The sequence below is a fragment of the Streptomyces sp. NPDC025651 genome, from assembly GCF_055558735.1.
In genome coordinates, this window is record NZ_JBVHLZ010000005.1 from 228,453 (window position 1) to 244,712 (window position 16,260).

At 71.0% G+C, this 16,260-nt stretch carries 16 protein-coding genes; 5 read left to right on the forward strand and 11 right to left on the reverse strand.

Translation table 11 applies throughout. The annotated features are described in order from the left end of the window. Positions 1-12 precede the first annotated feature (12 nt). Positions 13-798, reverse strand: coding sequence for a glucosamine-6-phosphate deaminase (gene nagB / locus ACZ4D5_RS20395; protein ID WP_467773772.1), 786 nt, complete (start codon positions 796-798; stop codon positions 13-15). Between the two features lie 218 nt (positions 799-1,016). Between nagB and ACZ4D5_RS20400 the strand changes: the two genes are divergently transcribed. Further along, on the forward strand, positions 1,017-2,117 hold the full coding sequence (locus tag ACZ4D5_RS20400; protein WP_467773773.1) for an SIS domain-containing protein: 1,101 nt from the start codon (positions 1,017-1,019) through the stop codon (positions 2,115-2,117). A 79-nt stretch (positions 2,118-2,196) separates the two neighbouring features. Here the strand turns inward: ACZ4D5_RS20400 and ACZ4D5_RS20405 are convergent, their stop codons facing one another. Then, positions 2,197-2,979 (reverse strand): SDR family oxidoreductase, encoded by a 783-nt coding sequence (locus ACZ4D5_RS20405; protein ID WP_467773774.1) that lies wholly within the window; start codon positions 2,977-2,979, stop codon positions 2,197-2,199. 93 nt (positions 2,980-3,072) lie between these two features. Between ACZ4D5_RS20405 and ACZ4D5_RS20410 the strand changes: the two genes are divergently transcribed. Both ACZ4D5_RS20410 and ACZ4D5_RS20415 read left to right on the forward strand, forming a co-directional pair. Beyond that, a complete protein-coding gene (locus ACZ4D5_RS20410) occupies positions 3,073-3,690 on the forward strand; it encodes a TetR/AcrR family transcriptional regulator (protein ID WP_467773775.1) in 618 nt (205 codons plus the stop codon). 355 nt (positions 3,691-4,045) lie between these two features. Beyond that, on the forward strand, positions 4,046-5,512 hold the full coding sequence (locus tag ACZ4D5_RS20415) for a sensor histidine kinase (RefSeq protein ID WP_467774040.1): 1,467 nt from the start codon (positions 4,046-4,048) through the stop codon (positions 5,510-5,512). 181 nt (positions 5,513-5,693) lie between these two features. On the opposite strand, the gene ACZ4D5_RS20420 is transcribed toward ACZ4D5_RS20415, so the two are convergent. Both ACZ4D5_RS20420 and ACZ4D5_RS20425 read right to left on the reverse strand, forming a co-directional pair. Further along, a complete protein-coding gene (locus ACZ4D5_RS20420) occupies positions 5,694-5,951 on the reverse strand; it encodes a WhiB family transcriptional regulator (RefSeq protein WP_016639615.1) in 258 nt (85 codons plus the stop codon). Between the two features lie 317 nt (positions 5,952-6,268). Next, the gene (locus tag ACZ4D5_RS20425) at positions 6,269-7,237 is read right to left on the reverse strand and encodes a diacylglycerol/lipid kinase family protein (RefSeq protein WP_467773776.1); all 969 of its coding nucleotides are present in this window, start codon (positions 7,235-7,237) and stop codon (positions 6,269-6,271) included. 80 nt (positions 7,238-7,317) lie between these two features. Here ACZ4D5_RS20425 and ACZ4D5_RS20430 point away from each other — a divergent pair, with 80 nt between their 5' ends. Then, the gene (locus ACZ4D5_RS20430; RefSeq protein WP_467773777.1) at positions 7,318-7,776 is read left to right on the forward strand and encodes a hypothetical protein; all 459 of its coding nucleotides are present in this window, start codon (positions 7,318-7,320) and stop codon (positions 7,774-7,776) included. An 89-nt stretch (positions 7,777-7,865) separates the two neighbouring features. On the opposite strand, the gene ACZ4D5_RS20435 is transcribed toward ACZ4D5_RS20430, so the two are convergent. From ACZ4D5_RS20435 to ACZ4D5_RS20445, 3 genes are all read right to left on the reverse strand, one after another. Next, positions 7,866-8,897, reverse strand: a complete 1,032-nt coding sequence (locus ACZ4D5_RS20435; protein ID WP_467773778.1) for an RNA polymerase sigma factor SigF — start codon at positions 8,895-8,897, stop codon at positions 7,866-7,868. Continuing rightward, positions 8,894-9,307 carry an ATP-binding protein gene (locus tag ACZ4D5_RS20440; RefSeq protein WP_062782207.1) on the reverse strand — a complete coding sequence of 138 codons (414 nt, stop codon included), beginning with the start codon at positions 9,305-9,307 and terminating at the stop codon, positions 8,894-8,896. The genes ACZ4D5_RS20435 and ACZ4D5_RS20440 overlap by 4 nt, the downstream gene beginning before the upstream one ends. Before the next feature lie 269 nt (positions 9,308-9,576). Further along, on the reverse strand, positions 9,577-9,837 hold the full coding sequence (locus ACZ4D5_RS20445) for a UBP-type zinc finger domain-containing protein (protein ID WP_467773779.1): 261 nt from the start codon (positions 9,835-9,837) through the stop codon (positions 9,577-9,579). A gap of 46 nt (positions 9,838-9,883) precedes the next feature. Between ACZ4D5_RS20445 and ACZ4D5_RS20450 the strand changes: the two genes are divergently transcribed. Further along, entirely contained in the window at positions 9,884-11,482 is a 1,599-nt protein-coding gene (locus ACZ4D5_RS20450; protein WP_467773780.1) for a Na+/H+ antiporter, read from the forward strand. On the opposite strand, the gene ACZ4D5_RS20455 is transcribed toward ACZ4D5_RS20450, so the two are convergent. From ACZ4D5_RS20455 to ACZ4D5_RS20470, 4 genes are all read right to left on the reverse strand, one after another. After that, complete coding sequence (locus ACZ4D5_RS20455; RefSeq protein WP_467773781.1) at positions 11,461-12,423, reverse strand: 1-aminocyclopropane-1-carboxylate deaminase/D-cysteine desulfhydrase; 963 nt, start codon at positions 12,421-12,423, stop codon at positions 11,461-11,463. The genes ACZ4D5_RS20450 and ACZ4D5_RS20455 overlap by 22 nt on opposite strands. Positions 12,424-12,433: 10 nt before the next feature. Beyond that, complete coding sequence (locus ACZ4D5_RS20460) at positions 12,434-13,024, reverse strand: N-acetylmuramoyl-L-alanine amidase (protein ID WP_467773782.1); 591 nt, start codon at positions 13,022-13,024, stop codon at positions 12,434-12,436. A gap of 139 nt (positions 13,025-13,163) precedes the next feature. Further along, positions 13,164-13,400: a hypothetical protein gene (locus ACZ4D5_RS20465; protein WP_467773783.1), complete on the reverse strand. Its 237-nt coding sequence runs from the start codon at positions 13,398-13,400 to the stop codon at positions 13,164-13,166. A 118-nt stretch (positions 13,401-13,518) separates the two neighbouring features. After that, positions 13,519-16,119: a bifunctional lysylphosphatidylglycerol flippase/synthetase MprF gene (locus tag ACZ4D5_RS20470; RefSeq protein WP_467773784.1), complete on the reverse strand. Its 2,601-nt coding sequence runs from the start codon at positions 16,117-16,119 to the stop codon at positions 13,519-13,521. Positions 16,120-16,260 lie beyond the last annotated feature (141 nt).

The following is a 16,260-nucleotide window of genomic DNA, read 5'->3' on the forward strand; positions in this document are numbered from 1 at the left end:
AGCCCGACTGCCCTACAGGCCCTGCCAGTCCGGCTTGTTGACGTAGGTGTGCCGGAAGTAGTCCGCAAGCTTCAGCTTCGAGGCCGCGGCCTCGTCCACGACGACCGTGGCGTGCGGGTGCAACTGCAGCGCGGAAGCCGGCACCACGGAGGCGACAGGCCCCTCCACGGTCGCGGCCACGGCATCCGCCTTGCCCTCACCCGTGGCGAGCAGCACGAGATGCCGCGCCTCGAGGATCGTCCCGATCCCCTGGGTGATGACGTGGTGCGGCACCTGCTCGATGTCCCCGTCGAAGAAGCGCGCGTTGTCCACCCGCGTCTGCTCCGTCAGTGTCTTGATCCGCGTACGCGAGGCCAGCGACGAGCACGGCTCGTTGAACCCGATGTGCCCGTCGGTCCCGATGCCGAGCAGCTGGAGGTCGACGCCCCCGGCCTCGGCGAGCGCCTTGTCGTACGCCTCGCAGGCGGCCTGCACGTCGTCCGCGCTGCCGTCGGGCCCCATGAAGGCCGCCTCGCTCAGACCGAGCGGCTCGACGACCTCACGCAGGACCACGGAGCGGTACGACTCGGGGTGCCCGACCGGCAGCCCCACGTACTCGTCGAGCTGGCAGATGCGGGCGCGCGAGGCATCCACGGCACCGGCCGAGACCTTGGCGGCCAGCGCCTCGTAGATGGGCAGCGGGGTGGAGCCGGTGGCGACACCGAGCAGGGCGTCAGGCTTACGGCGCACCAGGGCGGCCATGGCCTCCGCGATGAGCTCGCCGCCTGCCTTGGCGTCCGGGACGATGACAACTTCCACGCTGGGCCTGCCGATCTGGAGAGGGGCTCAAGAGGACTGGTGGTATAGACCAATCTAGCAGAGCTGTGCCGCCAGAACAGTCGATTCCCGCCGTCCCTTCCTGCTGTCCGTTCCTGCCGTCCATGCTCGGCGCTCCGCCCACTCCGCGCCCGTCGAGCCCCCCCGCCGCCCATCGCCCGCAGAGGCGCCCTGCGCCCGGAGCGGGGAGAGTGGAAGGCATGACCGCGATGACTCCTCAGGGCGCGCAGGACCCCGAGGACCCGCAGAGCGAGCGGCCGGGCCGCATCATGGCCCGCGAGATGGCCGAGCAGCCCGAGGTCCTCCGCCGCATCCTCGACGAGGGCGCCCCGCAGATCCGCGAGACCGCCCGGAAGGTCGCCGAGCGCGGGCCCCGCTTCGTCCTGCTCACCGCCCGCGGCACCTCCGACCACGCCGCGCTCTACGCCAAGTACCTCCTCGAAGTACGCCTCGGCCTGCCCTGCGGCCTGACCTCCATGTCCACCATCACGGCGTACGGCGCCAAGCCCGACCTCAAGGACGTCCTCGCCGTCACCGTGAGCCAGTCCGGTGGTTCGCCCGACCTGGTGGCCTCCACCCAGGCCGCCCGCGAGGCCGGCGCGATCACCCTCGCGGTGACCAACAATCCGGACTCACCGCTGGCCGCCGTCTCCGAGCACCACATCGACGTCCTCGCGGGACCGGAGAAGGCGCTCCCCGCGACGAAGACGTACACCGCCGCTCTGCTCGCCCTCCATCTCTTCGTCGAGTCACTGGGCGGCGCGGGCGACTCCGCCGGCGCGGCCGCCGCCTCGCTGCCCGACCTCGCGGCAGGACTCCTCGCCCGCCAGGACGAGATCAAGACCCTCGCCGCCCGCTACCGCTTCGCGGAACGCATGGTGATCACCTCCCGTGGCTACGGCTACCCGACCGCGAAGGAGGCGGCGCTGAAACTCATGGAGACCAGCTACATTCCGGCGCTCGCCTACTCCGGCGCCGACCTGCTGCACGGCCCCCTCGCGATGGTCGACAACATCTCCCCGGTCATCGCGGTCGTGACGGACGGCAGGGGCGGCGAGGCGCTCCAGCCCGTCCTGGACCGGCTGCGCGGCCGCGGTGCGGACCTGGTGGTCATCGGCCCCAAGGCCCAGGTCGAGCAGGCCTCGGCGGGCTTCGTCCTGCCCACGGACACCGTGGCCGAGGAGCTCCAGCCGATCCTGGAGATCATCCCCCTCCAGCTGCTCGCCTACGAGGTCACGATCGCCCGCGGCCAGGACCCGGACGCGCCCAGGGCGCTCGCCAAGGTCACCGAGACGCGCTGAGGCGGGGCGGGGCGAGACGACCGATGTGACGTGGCGACGGGCGTCGGGGCGGGGGAGCGGGCCCCGTCGCTCCGGAGCGTCACATCAGCGACCCGCCCGTCGCGTCTATCCAGTCCCCGGTCACCCACCGGCCGTCGTCCGACGCGAGGAAGGACACCACGGCGGCGATGTCCGACGGGTGGCCGACCCTGCCGAGCGCCGACATCTTGGCCGAGCTCTCCCACGCGGCCTTGTTCGCCTCGCCCCGCAGCCAGGCCGCGTTGTTGTCGGTGTCGATGATTCCCGGCGCCACCGAGTTGACCGTGATCCCGCGCGGGCCGAGCTCCTTGGAGAGGTTGCGCGTGAACACGTCCAGGGCGCCCTTGGTCATGGCGTACGCCATGATCTCCGGCATCGCCGCGGCGCGGGAGAGACCGGACGAGACGTTGATGATCCGGCCGCCGTCCCGCAGTCGCTCCGCGCCGAGCTGCGTGATGAAGTACGGAGCCTTCACGTTCACGGAGAACAGGCGGTCGTACTCCTCCTCGTCCGTCTCGGTGAACGAACTCGACGTACCGACCCCGGCGTTGTTCACCAGGATGTCCAGGCCGTCCGCATGTGCGTCGAACGCCGACCACAGTGCCCGAGCGTCCCCCTCGGTGCCCAGCTCCACGCCGATCGCGAAGGCCTCCCCGCCCGCCGCCTGGATCGCGGCGACCGTCTCCTTCGCCGCGGCCTCATTGCTGCCGTAGTGCACGGCGACCCGTGCCCCGTCCTGCCCGAGCCGCTCGGCGATGCCGCGCCCGATGCCCCGGCTGCCGCCCGTGACCAGTGCGGTCTTTCCCGCGAGCTTCCCCTGCTGATTCCAGGCCGATGCACCCATGTCAGGCGCCCCCTCTTTCTCTAGTGGTCGCTACAGAAATGACCGTACCCGATCCCCGCCTCATTTGCTAGCGCTCGCTATACAATTCACTCCATGGCGACGAAACAGCGCGGCCGCCCCCGCTCCTTCGACCGCGACACGGCGTTGGAGCAGGCGATCCGAACCTTCTGGGAGCACGGGTACGAGGGGACGTCGGTCTCCGACCTCACGCGCGTCATGGGGATCGGCGCGCCCAGCCTGTACGCGGCCTTCGGCGACAAGAAGAAGCTCTTCGACGAGGTCGTCGTGCGGTATGGAGTCACCCACGGAGCCTTCAGCGGCCGCGCCTTCGACGAGGAGCCGACGGTGCGCGACGCCGTGTCCCGGATGCTGCACGAAGCCGCGGCCGAGTTCACCGACCCCACCCGCCCCCGCGGCTGCCTGGTCGTCTCGGCGGCCACCAACTGCACGACGCCGGAGGTGGAAGAGGCCCTGCGGGAGCGGCGGAACGCCAACGTGACGGACATCGAGTCCCGCATCCGCGCGGCCGTCGCGGCGGGGGAGCTGCCGGAGGGCACCGACCCCACCGCCCTCGCCCGTTACACGGCAGCGGTCTTCCAGGGGATGTCGCAACAGGCCAGGGACGGCGCCACCAGGGACGATCTGGAGGCGGTCGCCGATCTCGCCATGCAGGTGTGGCCGCGGAGCCGGCGGGCGGCGAACGACGCCTGACCGCCGGAGGAAGAGACGACAACAAACATCTGCCGACGCATAGACATGGGAGAATGGTCTAGTCCACAATGCGTGGGTAAAGCCTCCGCTCTTCCCGCACAGGAGAGCGGACCGAGGACCCGGCGCTCTCTGCCCTGACCGCGTCGGATCCTCCCGATCGGCCGACCAGTACCGCACATTCTGGCGGCCGATGCACCTGAAGGGCTGCGGTGCCGTGGGCGGGTTGAGGGTCCCGCCCTGGCGCCGCGGCTCGTCGGGAGGCCCCGGAGCCCCTCGGGCGGCGCCGGTCTCCCGGCGGGGAACTCGGGCAGCGGGCCCGCCGGACGCGACAGGTACGCTCGCACACGTGCCCTCCATGAACGACCTCGTACGCCAGCACACCGCCCTCGGTGACTCCGACCTCGAGTGGCTGCATCTGCTGGTCTCGGAGTGGCAGCTGCTCTCCGACCTCTCCTTCGCCGACCTCGTGCTCTGGGTCCCCACGCGCGACGGCACCCGCTACGTCTCCGTGGCGCAGATGCGGCCCAACACCGGCCCCACCTCCTACCAGGACGACATGGTCGGCCACCTCGTCCCGCGCGGTCGCCGCCCCCTGCTCGACGCCGCCCTGGACGAGGGCCGCATCGTGCGCGAGGGCGACCCGGAGTGGCGCGAAGAGGTCCCGGTGCGCGTCGAGTCCATCCCCGTACGCAGGGAAGGGCGCGTCCTCGGTGTCATCGCCCGCAACACCAACCTGCTGACGGTGCGCACCCCTTCGCGCCTTGAGCTGACCTACCTCCAGTCGGCGTCCGACCTCGCGCAGATGATCGCCGCCGGGTCGTTCCCCTTCCCCGGGCAGCAGGTCGACATGGACGCGTCCCCGCGCGTGGGCGACGGTCTGCTGCGGCTCGACGCCGATGGCATCGTGCAGTACGCGTCGCCGAACGCCCTGTCCGCGTACCACCGTCTCGGTCTCGCGTCCGACCTCGTCGGCCATCACCTCGGCACGGCGACGGCCGAACTCGCCCCGTCCCGGGGCCCGGTGGACGAGGCCCTGGCCAAGCTCGCGAGCGGCTGGGCGCCGCGTGAGTTCGAGATCGAGGGCGGCGACGGCGTGATCCAGCTGCGCGCGATCCCGCTCAAGCCCAAGGGCCCTCGCATCGGTTCACTCGTACTCCTGCGCGACGTCACCGAACTCCGCCGCCGCGAGCGGGAGTTGATCACCAAGGACGCGACCATCCGGGAGATCCACCACCGGGTGAAGAACAACCTCCAGACGGTCGCCGCGCTGCTGCGCCTTCAGGCCCGCCGCATCGACTCCGCCAAGGGCCGCGAGGCGCTCGAGGAGGCCGTGCGCCGCGTGGGCTCCATCGCCATCGTCCACGAGACGCTCTCCCAGAACCTCGACGAGCGCGTGGAGTTCGACGAGATCGCCGACCGGGTCCTCGCGATGGTCGCCGAGATCTCGCCCGGCAAGGTCACGGGCCGGCGCACCGGCCGCTTCGGCATCCTCGACGCGGAGGTCGCCACCCCGCTGTCGATGGTGCTCACGGAGATCCTGCAGAACGCCCTGGAGCACGGCTTCCGCGACGGGGACACCGGCACGGTCGAGGTCTCCGCGGTGCGCGGCGGCACCACCAAGGACGCGCGGCTGCTGATCACCGTCCAGGACGACGGCGTCGGCCTGCCCGACGACTTCGATCCGCACCGCTCGGGCAACCTCGGCCTGCAGATCGTCCGGACCCTGGTCGAGGGGGAGTTGGGCGGCACCTTCGACATGGTGCGCGCCCCCGAGCGCGGCACGCAGGTCATCCTCGACGTCCCGGTGCGCGGCGACAAGTAGGGGCTGTCCGTAGCGGCGGCAAACAGTCATGACACAGCAGTGAGCCCCGGACCGAAGGGTCCGGGGCTCACTGCTCACGTTGCGATGCGCATCGGGGGTACTGCGCGGCTGCGGCTCGGGGGCGGGAGTTGCGTACTCGCTGTACGCGCCGCCGGGCTCAGGCTCGTATGGGGCGTGGGCGTCAGGCGCTGGCCTGGCGTGCACGGTTGCGAGCGGCGCGGCGCTTCATCGCGCGGCGCTCGTCCTCGCTGAGGCCACCCCAGACGCCGGAGTCCTGGCCGGACTCGAGCGCCCACTGCAGGCACTGCTCCATGACGGGGCAGCGGCGGCAGACGGCCTTGGCTTCCTCGATCTGCAGCAGCGCAGGACCGGTGTTGCCGATGGGGAAGAAGAGCTCGGGGTCTTCCTCGCGGCAAACGGCGTTGTGACGCCAGTCCATGGCTGCTACCTCTCCTTGGTATTACATGCAGGTTGCTTGTGAATGTGAACGCTTTCACGAATCCCCCCGCACGGGAAGGGCCGACGCCCAGTTGCCTGGTTGCGGACCTGTGGTGGAGGAGGGGTTCTGGCTCTCTGTGGGGCCGATGTTGCGGGCCGTCCCGATCGCCATGTAGAGATTCGCAAACCTCGGCGGCGGATACAACCCCTTCCGGAAAGTTTTTTTTGATTCCTCAGTGTCGGCTGGGTCACAGCCGTACTTCCATGGGGTGGATCCTGGCCTAAACGTTCGAGTGAAAGGACTTTAGGCCCTTCCACTCACACAATCACACGCAGTGCACGGCGTACGCCTGTGAACGTCACGCTCGTCCGCAGCCCCAGGTGGTCACCGTCCATCTGGAGGGGCAGGGGCACCTTCGAATGCAAGGTGAAGTCCGTGAGGTCGTGGAGCGTGACCGCGTGCTTACCGTGCGGTCCGCGCTCCGGTGTCGACGTCAGGAGCTGGGTGCCGTACCTGGCCACCGCGGCCGTGGAGAGCTTCTTCAGACCGAGCACGTCCAGACCCGTGTCGAAGGAGGCCTGCGGGGACGCGTACAGGGGGCGATTGCCCAGGTAGGAGTACGGGGAGGTGTTGCAGACTATCGACATCACCAGGTCGGTCACCGGGTCCTCGCCGGGCCGCTCCAGCGTGATCATTCCGTGCCTGCGGTGGGGCTCGTCGATGAACTGACGGAGTACTTGGCGCACGTAGAGGGCGTGTGTCGAGCGCCGCCCGAGCTCGCGCTGCTGTTCGACCCTGCCGACCACGCCGCCGTCGAAGCCGAGGCCCGCGCAGAACGTGAACCAGCGCGACGGCACGGCCTCGTCCTCCGTGCCCGGGGTGCCGCCCGCGATGCCCAGGCCCACCGTGCGCTCGCTGCCCTCGCGCAGGGCGTCGAGCAGGGCGCCGGTGGCCTCCACGGCGTCGTTCGGCAGGCCGAGGGCGCGCGCGAAGACGTTGGTGGAGCCGCCGGGGACGACGGCGAGGCGGGGGAGGCGGTCCGGATCGGGGCCGTGGTGCAGCAGGCCGTTGACGACTTCGTTGACGGTGCCGTCGCCGCCGAGGGCGACGACCAGCTCGATGTCCTTGCTCTCCGCGGCCTGCCGGCCGAGGTCCCTGGCGTGCCCGCGGTACTCCGTGGTGACCGCCTCGAGCTTCATCTCGCTCGCCAGCGCGTGGACCAGGACGTCACGCGTACGCGCACTGGTGGTGGTTGCCGCCGGGTTGACCACGAGAAGTGCACGCATGCGCAGCAGACTACCTAGCGGTCTTTACCTGGCCCAGACCGAGGTGCCTGGCCGCGCACACGCAGAGCTACCCTGCTGGAGTGAGCACTGAGCGGAAACCCACCCCCAAAGCCCCGGAGACGCCCGAGACGGGGCCGCGTCCCGCACGGCTGACCGCCGCCGCGGCACTCGCCGGTCTCGAAGGGCTCGCCCTCCTCGGCGGTGGTGTCTACATGCTCGTGATGGGCCTCGCGGGCTCGCCCGACAATCCGCGGCAGGCCGAGACCGGCGGCATCACGCTGATCGTGCTCGCGCTGCTCCCGCTCCTTGCCGCGCGCGGGCTCATGAAGCTGCGCCGCTGGAGCCGCGGGCCCGCGATCATCACGCAGATCATGGCGCTTCCGGTGGCCTGGCAGCTGCTGCAGGCCGACAGCGCGGCGATCCCGGCCGGCATCGTCCTCGCGGTCGTCGCGGTCACCTCGCTCGTCCTCCTGGTCAATCCGGCGACGACCGAGGCCCTCGGCATCCGGGGCCCCGGCGACGTACAGGATCAGAAGTGATCAGAAGTAACGACCTCAGTATCGACCTCGAGCGGAAGTGACGGCCGGGGTCGGGCGTAGCGACTACGGAGAGTGGCTACGGGGAGTGACTACTCCTCGACGAGGAGCTTCTCCCGCAGCTGCGCGAGCGTGCGGGCGAGCAGTCGGGAGACGTGCATCTGGGAGATGCCGACCTCCTGCGCGATCTGCGACTGGGTCATGTTGCCGAAGAACCGCAGGAGCAGGATGCGCTTCTCGCGCGGAGGCAGGTCCTCGAGGAGGGGCTTGAGGGACTCGCGGTACTCCACGCCCTCCAGGGCCTCGTCCTCGGCGCCCAGGGTGTCGGCGACGGCCGGGGACTCGTCGTCCGTGTCGGGGACGTCCAGGGACAGCGTGGAGTAGGCGTTGGCCGACTCCAGGCCCTCCAGGACCTCCTCTTCGGAGATGGCCAGTTTCTCGGCGAGCTCGTGCACCGTGGGGGAGCGGCCGTGCAGCTGGGACAGCTCGGCCGTCGCCGTCGTCAGCGCGAGGCGCAGCTCCTGCAGGCGCCGCGGGACGCGGACCGCCCACCCCTTGTCGCGGAAGTGCCGCTTGATCTCGCCGACGACCGTCGGTGTCGCGTACGTGGAGAACTCCACGCCGCGCTCCGGGTCGAAGCGGTCGACGGACTTGATCAGGCCGATCGTGGCGACCTGGGTGAGGTCGTCGAGGGGCTCGCCGCGGTTGCGGAAGCGGCGGGCCAGGTGCTCGACGAGCGGCAGGTGCATGCGGACCAGCTGGTTGCGCAGCTCCGCGTACTCCGGACTGCCGTCCTTCAGGGTGCGCAGCTCGATGAACATCGCGCGTGCGCCGCTGCGGTCCTGGGGATCGTGCCGGCCGTGCTCGTGCTCGCTCATGTTTCCCGCCCGTCGCCCGCCGCCCCGGCCGGAGAGCTGCTTGAGCTCTTCCTTGGCGGTCGGCTCTGCCTGCTCCGACACATCGGCCACCGTCAGCGGACCCGACTGCTCCGGGTCCTCCGGGTGCGGTTTGGCCTGCTGCTCGGGGATTCCGGTGGTCATACGGCGCATCCCCTCCCTGCCGCCGGCGGGCAGACCTCGTGTGCCGCGCTCTTCGTCCCGCACCGGCCCGTCCCCGTTCCTCACGCCGGCCCGGGTCCCGCGCCGCGCTTCTTGTAGAGGCTGATCGAGACGGTGTTGTCCTCGGCGACGGCGGAGTCGACCTGGCCCGCGAGGGCCGACAGCACAGTCCAGGCGAAGGTGTCCCGCTCCGGGGCCCGGCCGTCGGTCGTGGGCGCCGAGACCGTCACCTCCAACGAGTCGTCGACGAGCCGGAAGACGCAGCTGAGCACGGAGCCGGGCACGGCCTGCTGGAGCAGGATCGCGCAGGCCTCGTCGACCGCGATGCGGAGGTCCTCGATCTCGTCGAGGGTGAAGTCCAAACGCGCCGCGAGGCCGGCCGTCGCCGTCCGCAGCACCGACAGGTAGGCACCCGCAGCCGGAAGGCGGACCTCCACGAAGTCCTGATTCCCGGGCTCGCCTGCGATCTGGGACACCCTCACCTCCAAGGTGGTACAAGCACTTTCGGGGCTCCGGGACCGCCGGGCAGCGGCGGTCCGGACTGCGTCACACGGGTAACGCACCACGTCGTTCTGCGGTGACGCTACCGCGCTCCCCAGTTCCGTGTCCCGGGGAGTCCCGTGGACCCCGCCCCGATGCTGTCACTCATAGTAAGCCTATGAGTACGGACAGTGGCTAGGGGTCTCGCAGGCCCAATTGAAAAGAACGGGCGGTCACTTCAACAGGGGGGTGACGTACCCAGACGTCAGACGATCGAACCGTCCACGAAGCACCAGCGCCAGCTCTCGCCGGGCTCGAAGGTCCTCATCACCGGGTGTCCCGTGTCCTTGAAGTGCGCCGTCGCGTGCCGGAAGGGCGAGGAGTCGCAGCAGCCCACGTGGCCGCACGTCAGGCAGAGCCGCAACTGGACGGGGTGGCTGCCGACGGCCAGGCACTCGGGGCACGTTTCACCGAGCGGGGTCACCTCGGGGTGCGGCAGCGCTGCGACGTGCGGGCACTCGTTCATGATTGCCAGGTTACGACGGGAACACGGAGGGCGGAGGGGTCTGCCGATGGATGTATTGCCGCTGGTGGCGCTGGTCGCGGCGAGCGCCGCGGTGGCGGGGGCGGCGCGCAGGACCCCCGTACCGGCGCCGCTGCTCCTGGTCGGCGCGGGGCTCGTCGCCTCCTACCTCCCCGGAGTGCCGGACTACCACCTCGATCCGCACGTCGTGCTGCCGCTGATCCTGCCTCCGCTGCTGCACACGGCCGCTCTGGAGAGCTCCTATCTGGACCTGCGCGCCAACGTCAGGCCCGTCGCGCTGCTCTCCGTCGGGTACGTCCTGTTCGCCACGGTCGCCGTCGGCTGGCTCGCCTATCTGCTCATCCCCGATCTGCCGCTGACCGCCGCGCTCGTCCTCGGCGCCGTGGTCGCGCCCCCGGACGCGGTCGCGGCGACCGCGATCGCGCGCAGGGTGGGGCTGCCCTCGCGGATCACCACGATCCTCCAGGGCGAGTCCCTGGTGAACGACGCGACCGCGATCACCGCCTACAAGGTGGCCCTCGCGGCGGCCATCGGCGAGGGCGCGAGCTGGGCGGGCGGCGTCCGGGAGTTCCTGGTGGCCGCGGTCGGCGGCGTCGGCGTCGGGCTGCTCCTCATGGTGCCGATCCACTGGCTGCGCACCCACCTGAAGGAGGCGATGCTGCAGAACACGCTGTCGCTGCTCATCCCCTTCGTCGCGTACGCGGCCGCCGAACAGGTCGGTGCCTCCGGAGTGCTCGCCGTGGTCGTCGTCGCCCTCTATCTGGGGCACCGCTCCTGGCAGGTCGACTTCGAGACGCGGCTCCAGGAGGCCGCGGTGTGGAAGGTCGTCGCGTTCATCCTGGAGTCGGCGGTCTTCGCGCTCATCGGACTGCAGCTGCGCGTCGTGCTCAAGGGGCTCGGGGAGTACAGCGTCGCGCAGGCGGTCTGGTACGCGGTCGGGGTCTTCGTGGTCGTGGTCGTGGCGCGCTTCGTGTGGTCGTACCCGGCGACCTATCTGCCGCGCCGCCTGTCGGCGCGGATCAGGGAGCGCGAGGACGACATGGACTGGCGCCGGCCGCTGATCGTCAGCTGGGCGGGGATGCGGGGCGTGGTCTCGCTGGCCATCGCCTTCTCGATCCCGCTCGTCATGGACGACGGCGAGCCCTTCCCGGCGCGCAACCTTGTCCTGTTTCTTACCTTCACCACGGTGATCGGCACGCTCGTCGTGCAGGGGCTCTCGCTGCCGTGGCTGATCCGTGTCCTGAAACTGCCGGGGCGCGACGCGCAGACCCGGACGCTCGCCGAGGCGCAGGCGCAGAACGCCGCCTCGCAGGCCGCGGAGGCGCGGGTGGAGGAACTCATGGAGGACGACCGCAACCGCCTTCCACAGCCCCTCCAGGACCGTCTGCACACCGTCCTGGAACGGCGCCGCAACTCCGTGTGGGAGCGGCTCGGCCAGCCCAACCCGGTGACGGGGGAGTCCGCGGACGACACCTACCGGCGGCTCGCGCGGGAGGCGATCGCCGCCGAGCGCGAGGTGTTCGTGAAGATGCGGGACGAGCGGCGCATCGACGACGAGATGATGCGCACGCTGCTGCGCAAGCTGGACCTGGAGGAGGCGGCCGCCTACCGGGAGGTCGAGGACTGAGCGGGGCCGGGGTCCGGGGCCTCGCGGGTGCCGGTGATCACCGCGGTGAGGCGGGTGCCCGGCGGGAAGGCGCCCTCTTCGCAGAGGGCGGTCAGCGCGTACAGCAGCTTGGCGACGTAGAGGCGCTCTACGGAGAGGCCGGTCGCGGGGCCGTGGCGGGCCTCGAAGTCCTCGGCGAAGGCGATGAGTTCGGGGGGTGTGCGGGCGTAGCCGCCGCAGTGGAAGCGGTCGTCCAGGTGCCAGTTGCCGGTCGGCTCGCCGAAGGCGCGCCGCTGCAGGGCCCGTATCTCGGGGCCCAGGAAGCCGCCCTTGAGGACCGGTATGCCAAGGGCCCGCCGGTCCGGGCCGAGTCCTGCGGCCAGGCCCGCGAGGGTGCCGCCGGTGCCGCAGGCCACGGCCGCCACGTCGGTGTGCCCGCGCAGTTCCTCGCCGAGGGCCGTACACCCCTGTACGGCAAGGGTGTTGCTGCCGCCCTCGGGGATCACGTACGCGTCCTGGGAATCCGTCTCGCGCAGGAGCGCGGCCAGCGTCTCGGGCTCGCCCTTGCTGCGGTACGTCGACCGGTCCACGAAGTGCAGGCGCATGCCGTCGGCGGCGCAGCGGGCCAGGGACGGGTTCAGGGGGCGCCCCGCGAGTTCGTCGCCGCGGACGACGCCGACCGTGGCGAGGCCCAGGAGGCGGCCCGCGGCGGCGGTGGCGCGCAGGTGGTTGGAGTAGGCCCCGCCGAAGGTGAGCAGGGTGTCGTGACCCGCGTCCGACGCGGCCCGCAGGTTCAGGACGAGCTTGCGGTACTTGTTGCCCGGCAGGTCGGGGTGGATCAGGTCGTCCCGCTTGAGCAGCAGCTCCACGCCACGCGGGCCGAAACGGTCGTCCTCTATGCGCTGCAGGGGCGACGGCAGCCGCGGGGGCGGCGCGAGCGGGGCGGGCGGGGTGTGGTGCACCCCGCCATTGTCACTTGAGGCGCTCCGCGATGCGCTCCCGCATCGAGTCCATCGTGAAGCCGAGCGGGTCGATCTTGCCCGGCTGCCACTCCAGGTGGCCGATCACCGAGCGCTCCGTCCAGCCGTGGACGCGGCAGACCGCCGCGGACGCCCTCTCGATGGCGTCCAGCTGGGCCTCGGGCCAGGGGTCCTCGCCGTCGCCGAGGTTCTCGCACTCGAAGCCGTAGAAGTGGCGGTTGCCGTCGGTGTTCGCCTCGTTGTCCGGGGGCAGGCGCTTCTCGGCGATGACGGCGCGCAGTACGTCGTCGTCGCCCAGGCCCGCGTGGTTGGCGCGGCCGTACCCGACGAGGTGGACGCGGCCGTCCTTGGTGATGACGCCGTGGCAGAGCGGTCCCGGCAGCGAGGCGAAGCCGTCGCGGCAGATCTCCACCGTGCGCTGGCTGCCCGATGTCACGGTGTGGTGGATCACCACGCCGTGCACAGGGCCCCAGGGGCCTTTGTGGTTGCGGTTGTGATGCTCCCAGTCGCCGACCTCGACGACGGTCACGCCTTCGTCCCGCAGGGCTTGAAGGAAGCTGCCCGCGGACATGGGTGGGGCCATGACCGCCTCCTTTGCAGGGCGCGACGGCCGCCGGTCGCGGACCGCCTCGTATGCCCTGCTTGTACCGGAGCTCCGGTGCCCGGACCAGTTGTTCGGAAATAAACCGCGGCCTGTTCGGGCGCCGTGCGAGCCGATCCGGTCAGGTGCCGTGCAGGAAGCCGTCGCCATGCGTCGCGACGTGGGACTCCAGGGCCTGCAGCGCCTGCTGGGTGGCCTGCGGGGAGCCGGTGCCCCGCCGCTCGGCGTAGTACGCGGCGCCGAGCTTCTTCAGGAGGGCGTCGCCCGCGCGCTTCTCCTGGACCTCGTCGACCTTCTGCTTGCCCTGGGCGAGGGCGCTCTGCGCCTGTTCCTTGGCGCGGTCCAGGAAGCCTGCCATTGCTGTCTCCTGCCGGTTGGTGCGAAGGGTGCGGGCGGTACGGATGCCCCGCGTGGGGTTCAACGGGTGCGTAGATCTTGGAGTTCCCGGGGCCCTTGTCCGCGGCCCGCCGCCTCGCCTACGCGGTGAGCTTGCGCATCAGGCGTACGCCCTGGGACGGCTTCATGTGCGGCAGGTACGCCTTGCCGATCGCCCGCGTCATGTTGGGCAGGGCGGCGGGGTCGGGGTAGCACATGTACATGGGCCGGTACTGGGGCTGGAACTTCGCCTTGAAGTTGAGCAGGGAACGGAAGCCGTAGACGGGCTCCAGGGTGCGGCCCGCGTAGTCGAGGAGGCGCTGCAGGGCCGCGGGCGGCTCACCGGTCTCGGAGCGGGCCAGCGGTGCTCCGGAGAGGCTGAGGAACTGTGCGCCCTCCTCCTTGAAGCCGAGCGCGGCGGACGCGATCAGGAACTCCATCGAGCCGCGGAACCCGTCGGAGCGGCGGCGCATGAAGTCCAGTGTCCAGCCCACGGGTTCGGCGGAGCCGCCTTCGGAGGAGTCCCCGTACACCGGCATCCAGCTCGTGATGCCGTGCACCGTGCGGTCCTCGTCGACCGCGAGGAGACACCGCACATGCGGGTCGTCGAGCTCGTCGAGGCCGCCGAGCGTGAAGCCCATCTCCGGCAGGCCCTTGTCGGCGACCCACTCCTCGGAGATGGAACGGATCTGGTCGGTGAGCGCGATGGGCGCCTCGGGGAAGGTGTGCCACTCCGCGGTGATGCCCTGCTTCTTGGCCTTGTTGAGGGCCGTGCGGACGTCCTGCCACTTCTTGCCGGTGAACGCCAGCTCCGGGAGCGGCACCACGGTGTCCTCGGCGACCTGCACCGAGCTCCAGCCGAGCGCGTCCGTACGGGACTTGGCGTCCGCCGTCACGCTGTAGAAGCACGGCGTCCAGCCGCGCTCGTCGCAGTACTCGGCGAAACCGTCGATCGCGTCCGCGCGCGCGGCGGGCACCCCGAAGGGATCGCCGGTGGTCAGCGCGACCGTGGAGTGCACGCGGTAGGCGACCGCCGCCCTGCCGTCCGCCGAGAACCAGTAGTGGTTGCCGGGCCAGGTCGTCAGATACGAGAGCGTGGAACCGCCGTGCGCGGAGAGCAGGGCACGCGCGCGCGTGGCCGCGTCCGGGTCGGCGTGCATCAGAGGGCGCCGGAACGCCACGAAGAGGGCGATCAGAGTGACCACCCAGAAGAGCATCCCGCAGTACTCGTACAGGGACAGGGCGGTGCCGCCCACCGGGACCGGTGCCTGGCCCCGGAAGAAGAACGGCTCGTAACTGGGCGGGAAGAACTGCGTGGGCAGGCCCGACACCAGCTTCGAGAACGTCGCGTCCGGGGTGAACTGGTCGCGCACCGCGTAACCGATGCCCACGTACGCGACGCACGCGAGCAGCAGCGTGCCCCCGACGGTTCCGGCGAGCCACGTCACGGTGGCGCGCGAGACCCGCTGGTCGAAGAGGCGGCGGGTGAGGAAGAGCAGCACCAGGACGAGCAGCGGCAGCATCATCTGCTCGACCACCGCCTGGATCATCGCGGCCTTCTGGTCGGACAGGTCGCTGCCCTCCAGGACGTACCGGTCCGGGTGCGAGGCGATGTCGCTCAGCAGGAACGCCATGAGCCCGAGCCACACCAGCTGCGCGGCCACCGTGATCCGCCAGGACAGCCGCAGACCGCGCCGCAGCCCCTCGGCGAGCACGAGCAGCAGCGCGGGGATGGCGATCCCCATGAGCATCGCCGGCGAGCCGTAGAAGTGGTCCTGGGCGTGGACGCGGGCGCAGTCGGCACTGGCCGCCCGCACGCACGCGTCCGCGATGTCCTGGGCGCCGGGCCCCCCGGAGACGTACAGGTCGAGGACGTTGAAGGGGCCGAGCGCGTCCTTGTAGAGCGTGGCGATCAGCGGGCCGATCGCGGAGGCGGCCACCACCAGGGCGACCAGGACCCGGCCCTCGGAGTGCGAGGCGTGCGGCATCCGCAGGCGGTGCGTGTGCCGGTGCGCGAGGGCGCCCAGCCCCAGGCCCACGACCGTGCCGGCCAGGCGCAGCACTCCCTGGAGGTGGCCGACGTACAGCGCGAGCATCAGCGGGAACACGATCAGGCACAGCTGCAGCCTGCGCCGCCACAGGGCGTTGAGCCGGAAGCTGAGGAAGGCGCCGACGGCGCAGGCCCCGATGCCGGGCGTCGCCGTCAGGTCCTGCGAGAGGTCGTTCAGCCAGTCCTCGCCGGCCAGCGCGCCCAGCTTGACGACGCCGGTGCCGAGGAGCGCGCCGAGCACCTGTCCGAGGACCAGGACGACGGCGGTGCGCACCGAGCCCATGCGCTGCTCGGCCGCCGAGCCGAGGAGCAGCAACAGCAGCGTGGAACCGATGTAGTTGCCGATCCCCGAGCACCACAGGACCGAGGTCAGCGGGGTCCACCAGCGGCCGTCGGCGAGCGCGGGGACGCCCACGCCGATGTCGTTCAGGAGGGCGAGGGGCGGGCCGCCGCCGAGGCTGCCGGTGAAGGCGCCCACGGCCCACAGCGCCACGACGACGAACACGGTCACGGGCGCGCGGCGGACCGGCTCGAAGGCCCGGCCCGCGGCGCGCAGCCAGCGCACCGGACCGCGCTCGCCCGGCGGCGCGAGCGGAGCCGCCGGGCCCGGCTCCTGCGCGGCGGCGTCGGCAGAGGCCTCGGAGGTGTTCATTTCCCGAGCCCACCAGCCCGACCCGTCCGGCACATCCCGAGTTGGGCCGAACGAGTGGAAACGCCCCTCCTGCCCAGCCGGAGCGTGATCCATTCCCGCTCTTTTGTGTAATGGCGCCGGCACGTTCCGTGCTGGAAGGGT

Bases quoted from the DNA above. Each gene is read 5' to 3' on its own strand.
- ACZ4D5_RS20410 (WP_467773775.1), top strand. From the start codon at position 3,073: ATGGCGACGAAACAGCGCGGCCGCCCCCGCTCCTTCGACCGCGACACG.
- ACZ4D5_RS20405 (WP_467773774.1), bottom strand. From the start codon at position 2,979: ATGGGTGCATCGGCCTGGAATCAGCAGGGGAAGCTCGCGGGAAAGACC.
- ACZ4D5_RS20470 (WP_467773784.1), bottom strand. From the start codon at position 16,119: ATGAACACCTCCGAGGCCTCTGCCGACGCCGCCGCGCAGGAGCCGGGC.
- ACZ4D5_RS20425 (WP_467773776.1), bottom strand. From the start codon at position 7,237: ATGCGTGCACTTCTCGTGGTCAACCCGGCGGCAACCACCACCAGTGCG.
- ACZ4D5_RS20420 (WP_016639615.1), bottom strand. From the start codon at position 5,951: ATGGACTGGCGTCACAACGCCGTTTGCCGCGAGGAAGACCCCGAGCTC.
- ACZ4D5_RS20400 (WP_467773773.1), top strand. From the start codon at position 1,017: ATGACCGCGATGACTCCTCAGGGCGCGCAGGACCCCGAGGACCCGCAG.
- ACZ4D5_RS20415 (WP_467774040.1), top strand. From the start codon at position 4,046: ATGAACGACCTCGTACGCCAGCACACCGCCCTCGGTGACTCCGACCTC.
- ACZ4D5_RS20465 (WP_467773783.1), bottom strand. From the start codon at position 13,400: ATGGCAGGCTTCCTGGACCGCGCCAAGGAACAGGCGCAGAGCGCCCTC.
- ACZ4D5_RS20460 (WP_467773782.1), bottom strand. From the start codon at position 13,024: ATGGCCCCACCCATGTCCGCGGGCAGCTTCCTTCAAGCCCTGCGGGAC.
- ACZ4D5_RS20450 (WP_467773780.1), top strand. From the start codon at position 9,884: ATGGATGTATTGCCGCTGGTGGCGCTGGTCGCGGCGAGCGCCGCGGTG.
- ACZ4D5_RS20445 (WP_467773779.1), bottom strand. From the start codon at position 9,837: ATGAACGAGTGCCCGCACGTCGCAGCGCTGCCGCACCCCGAGGTGACC.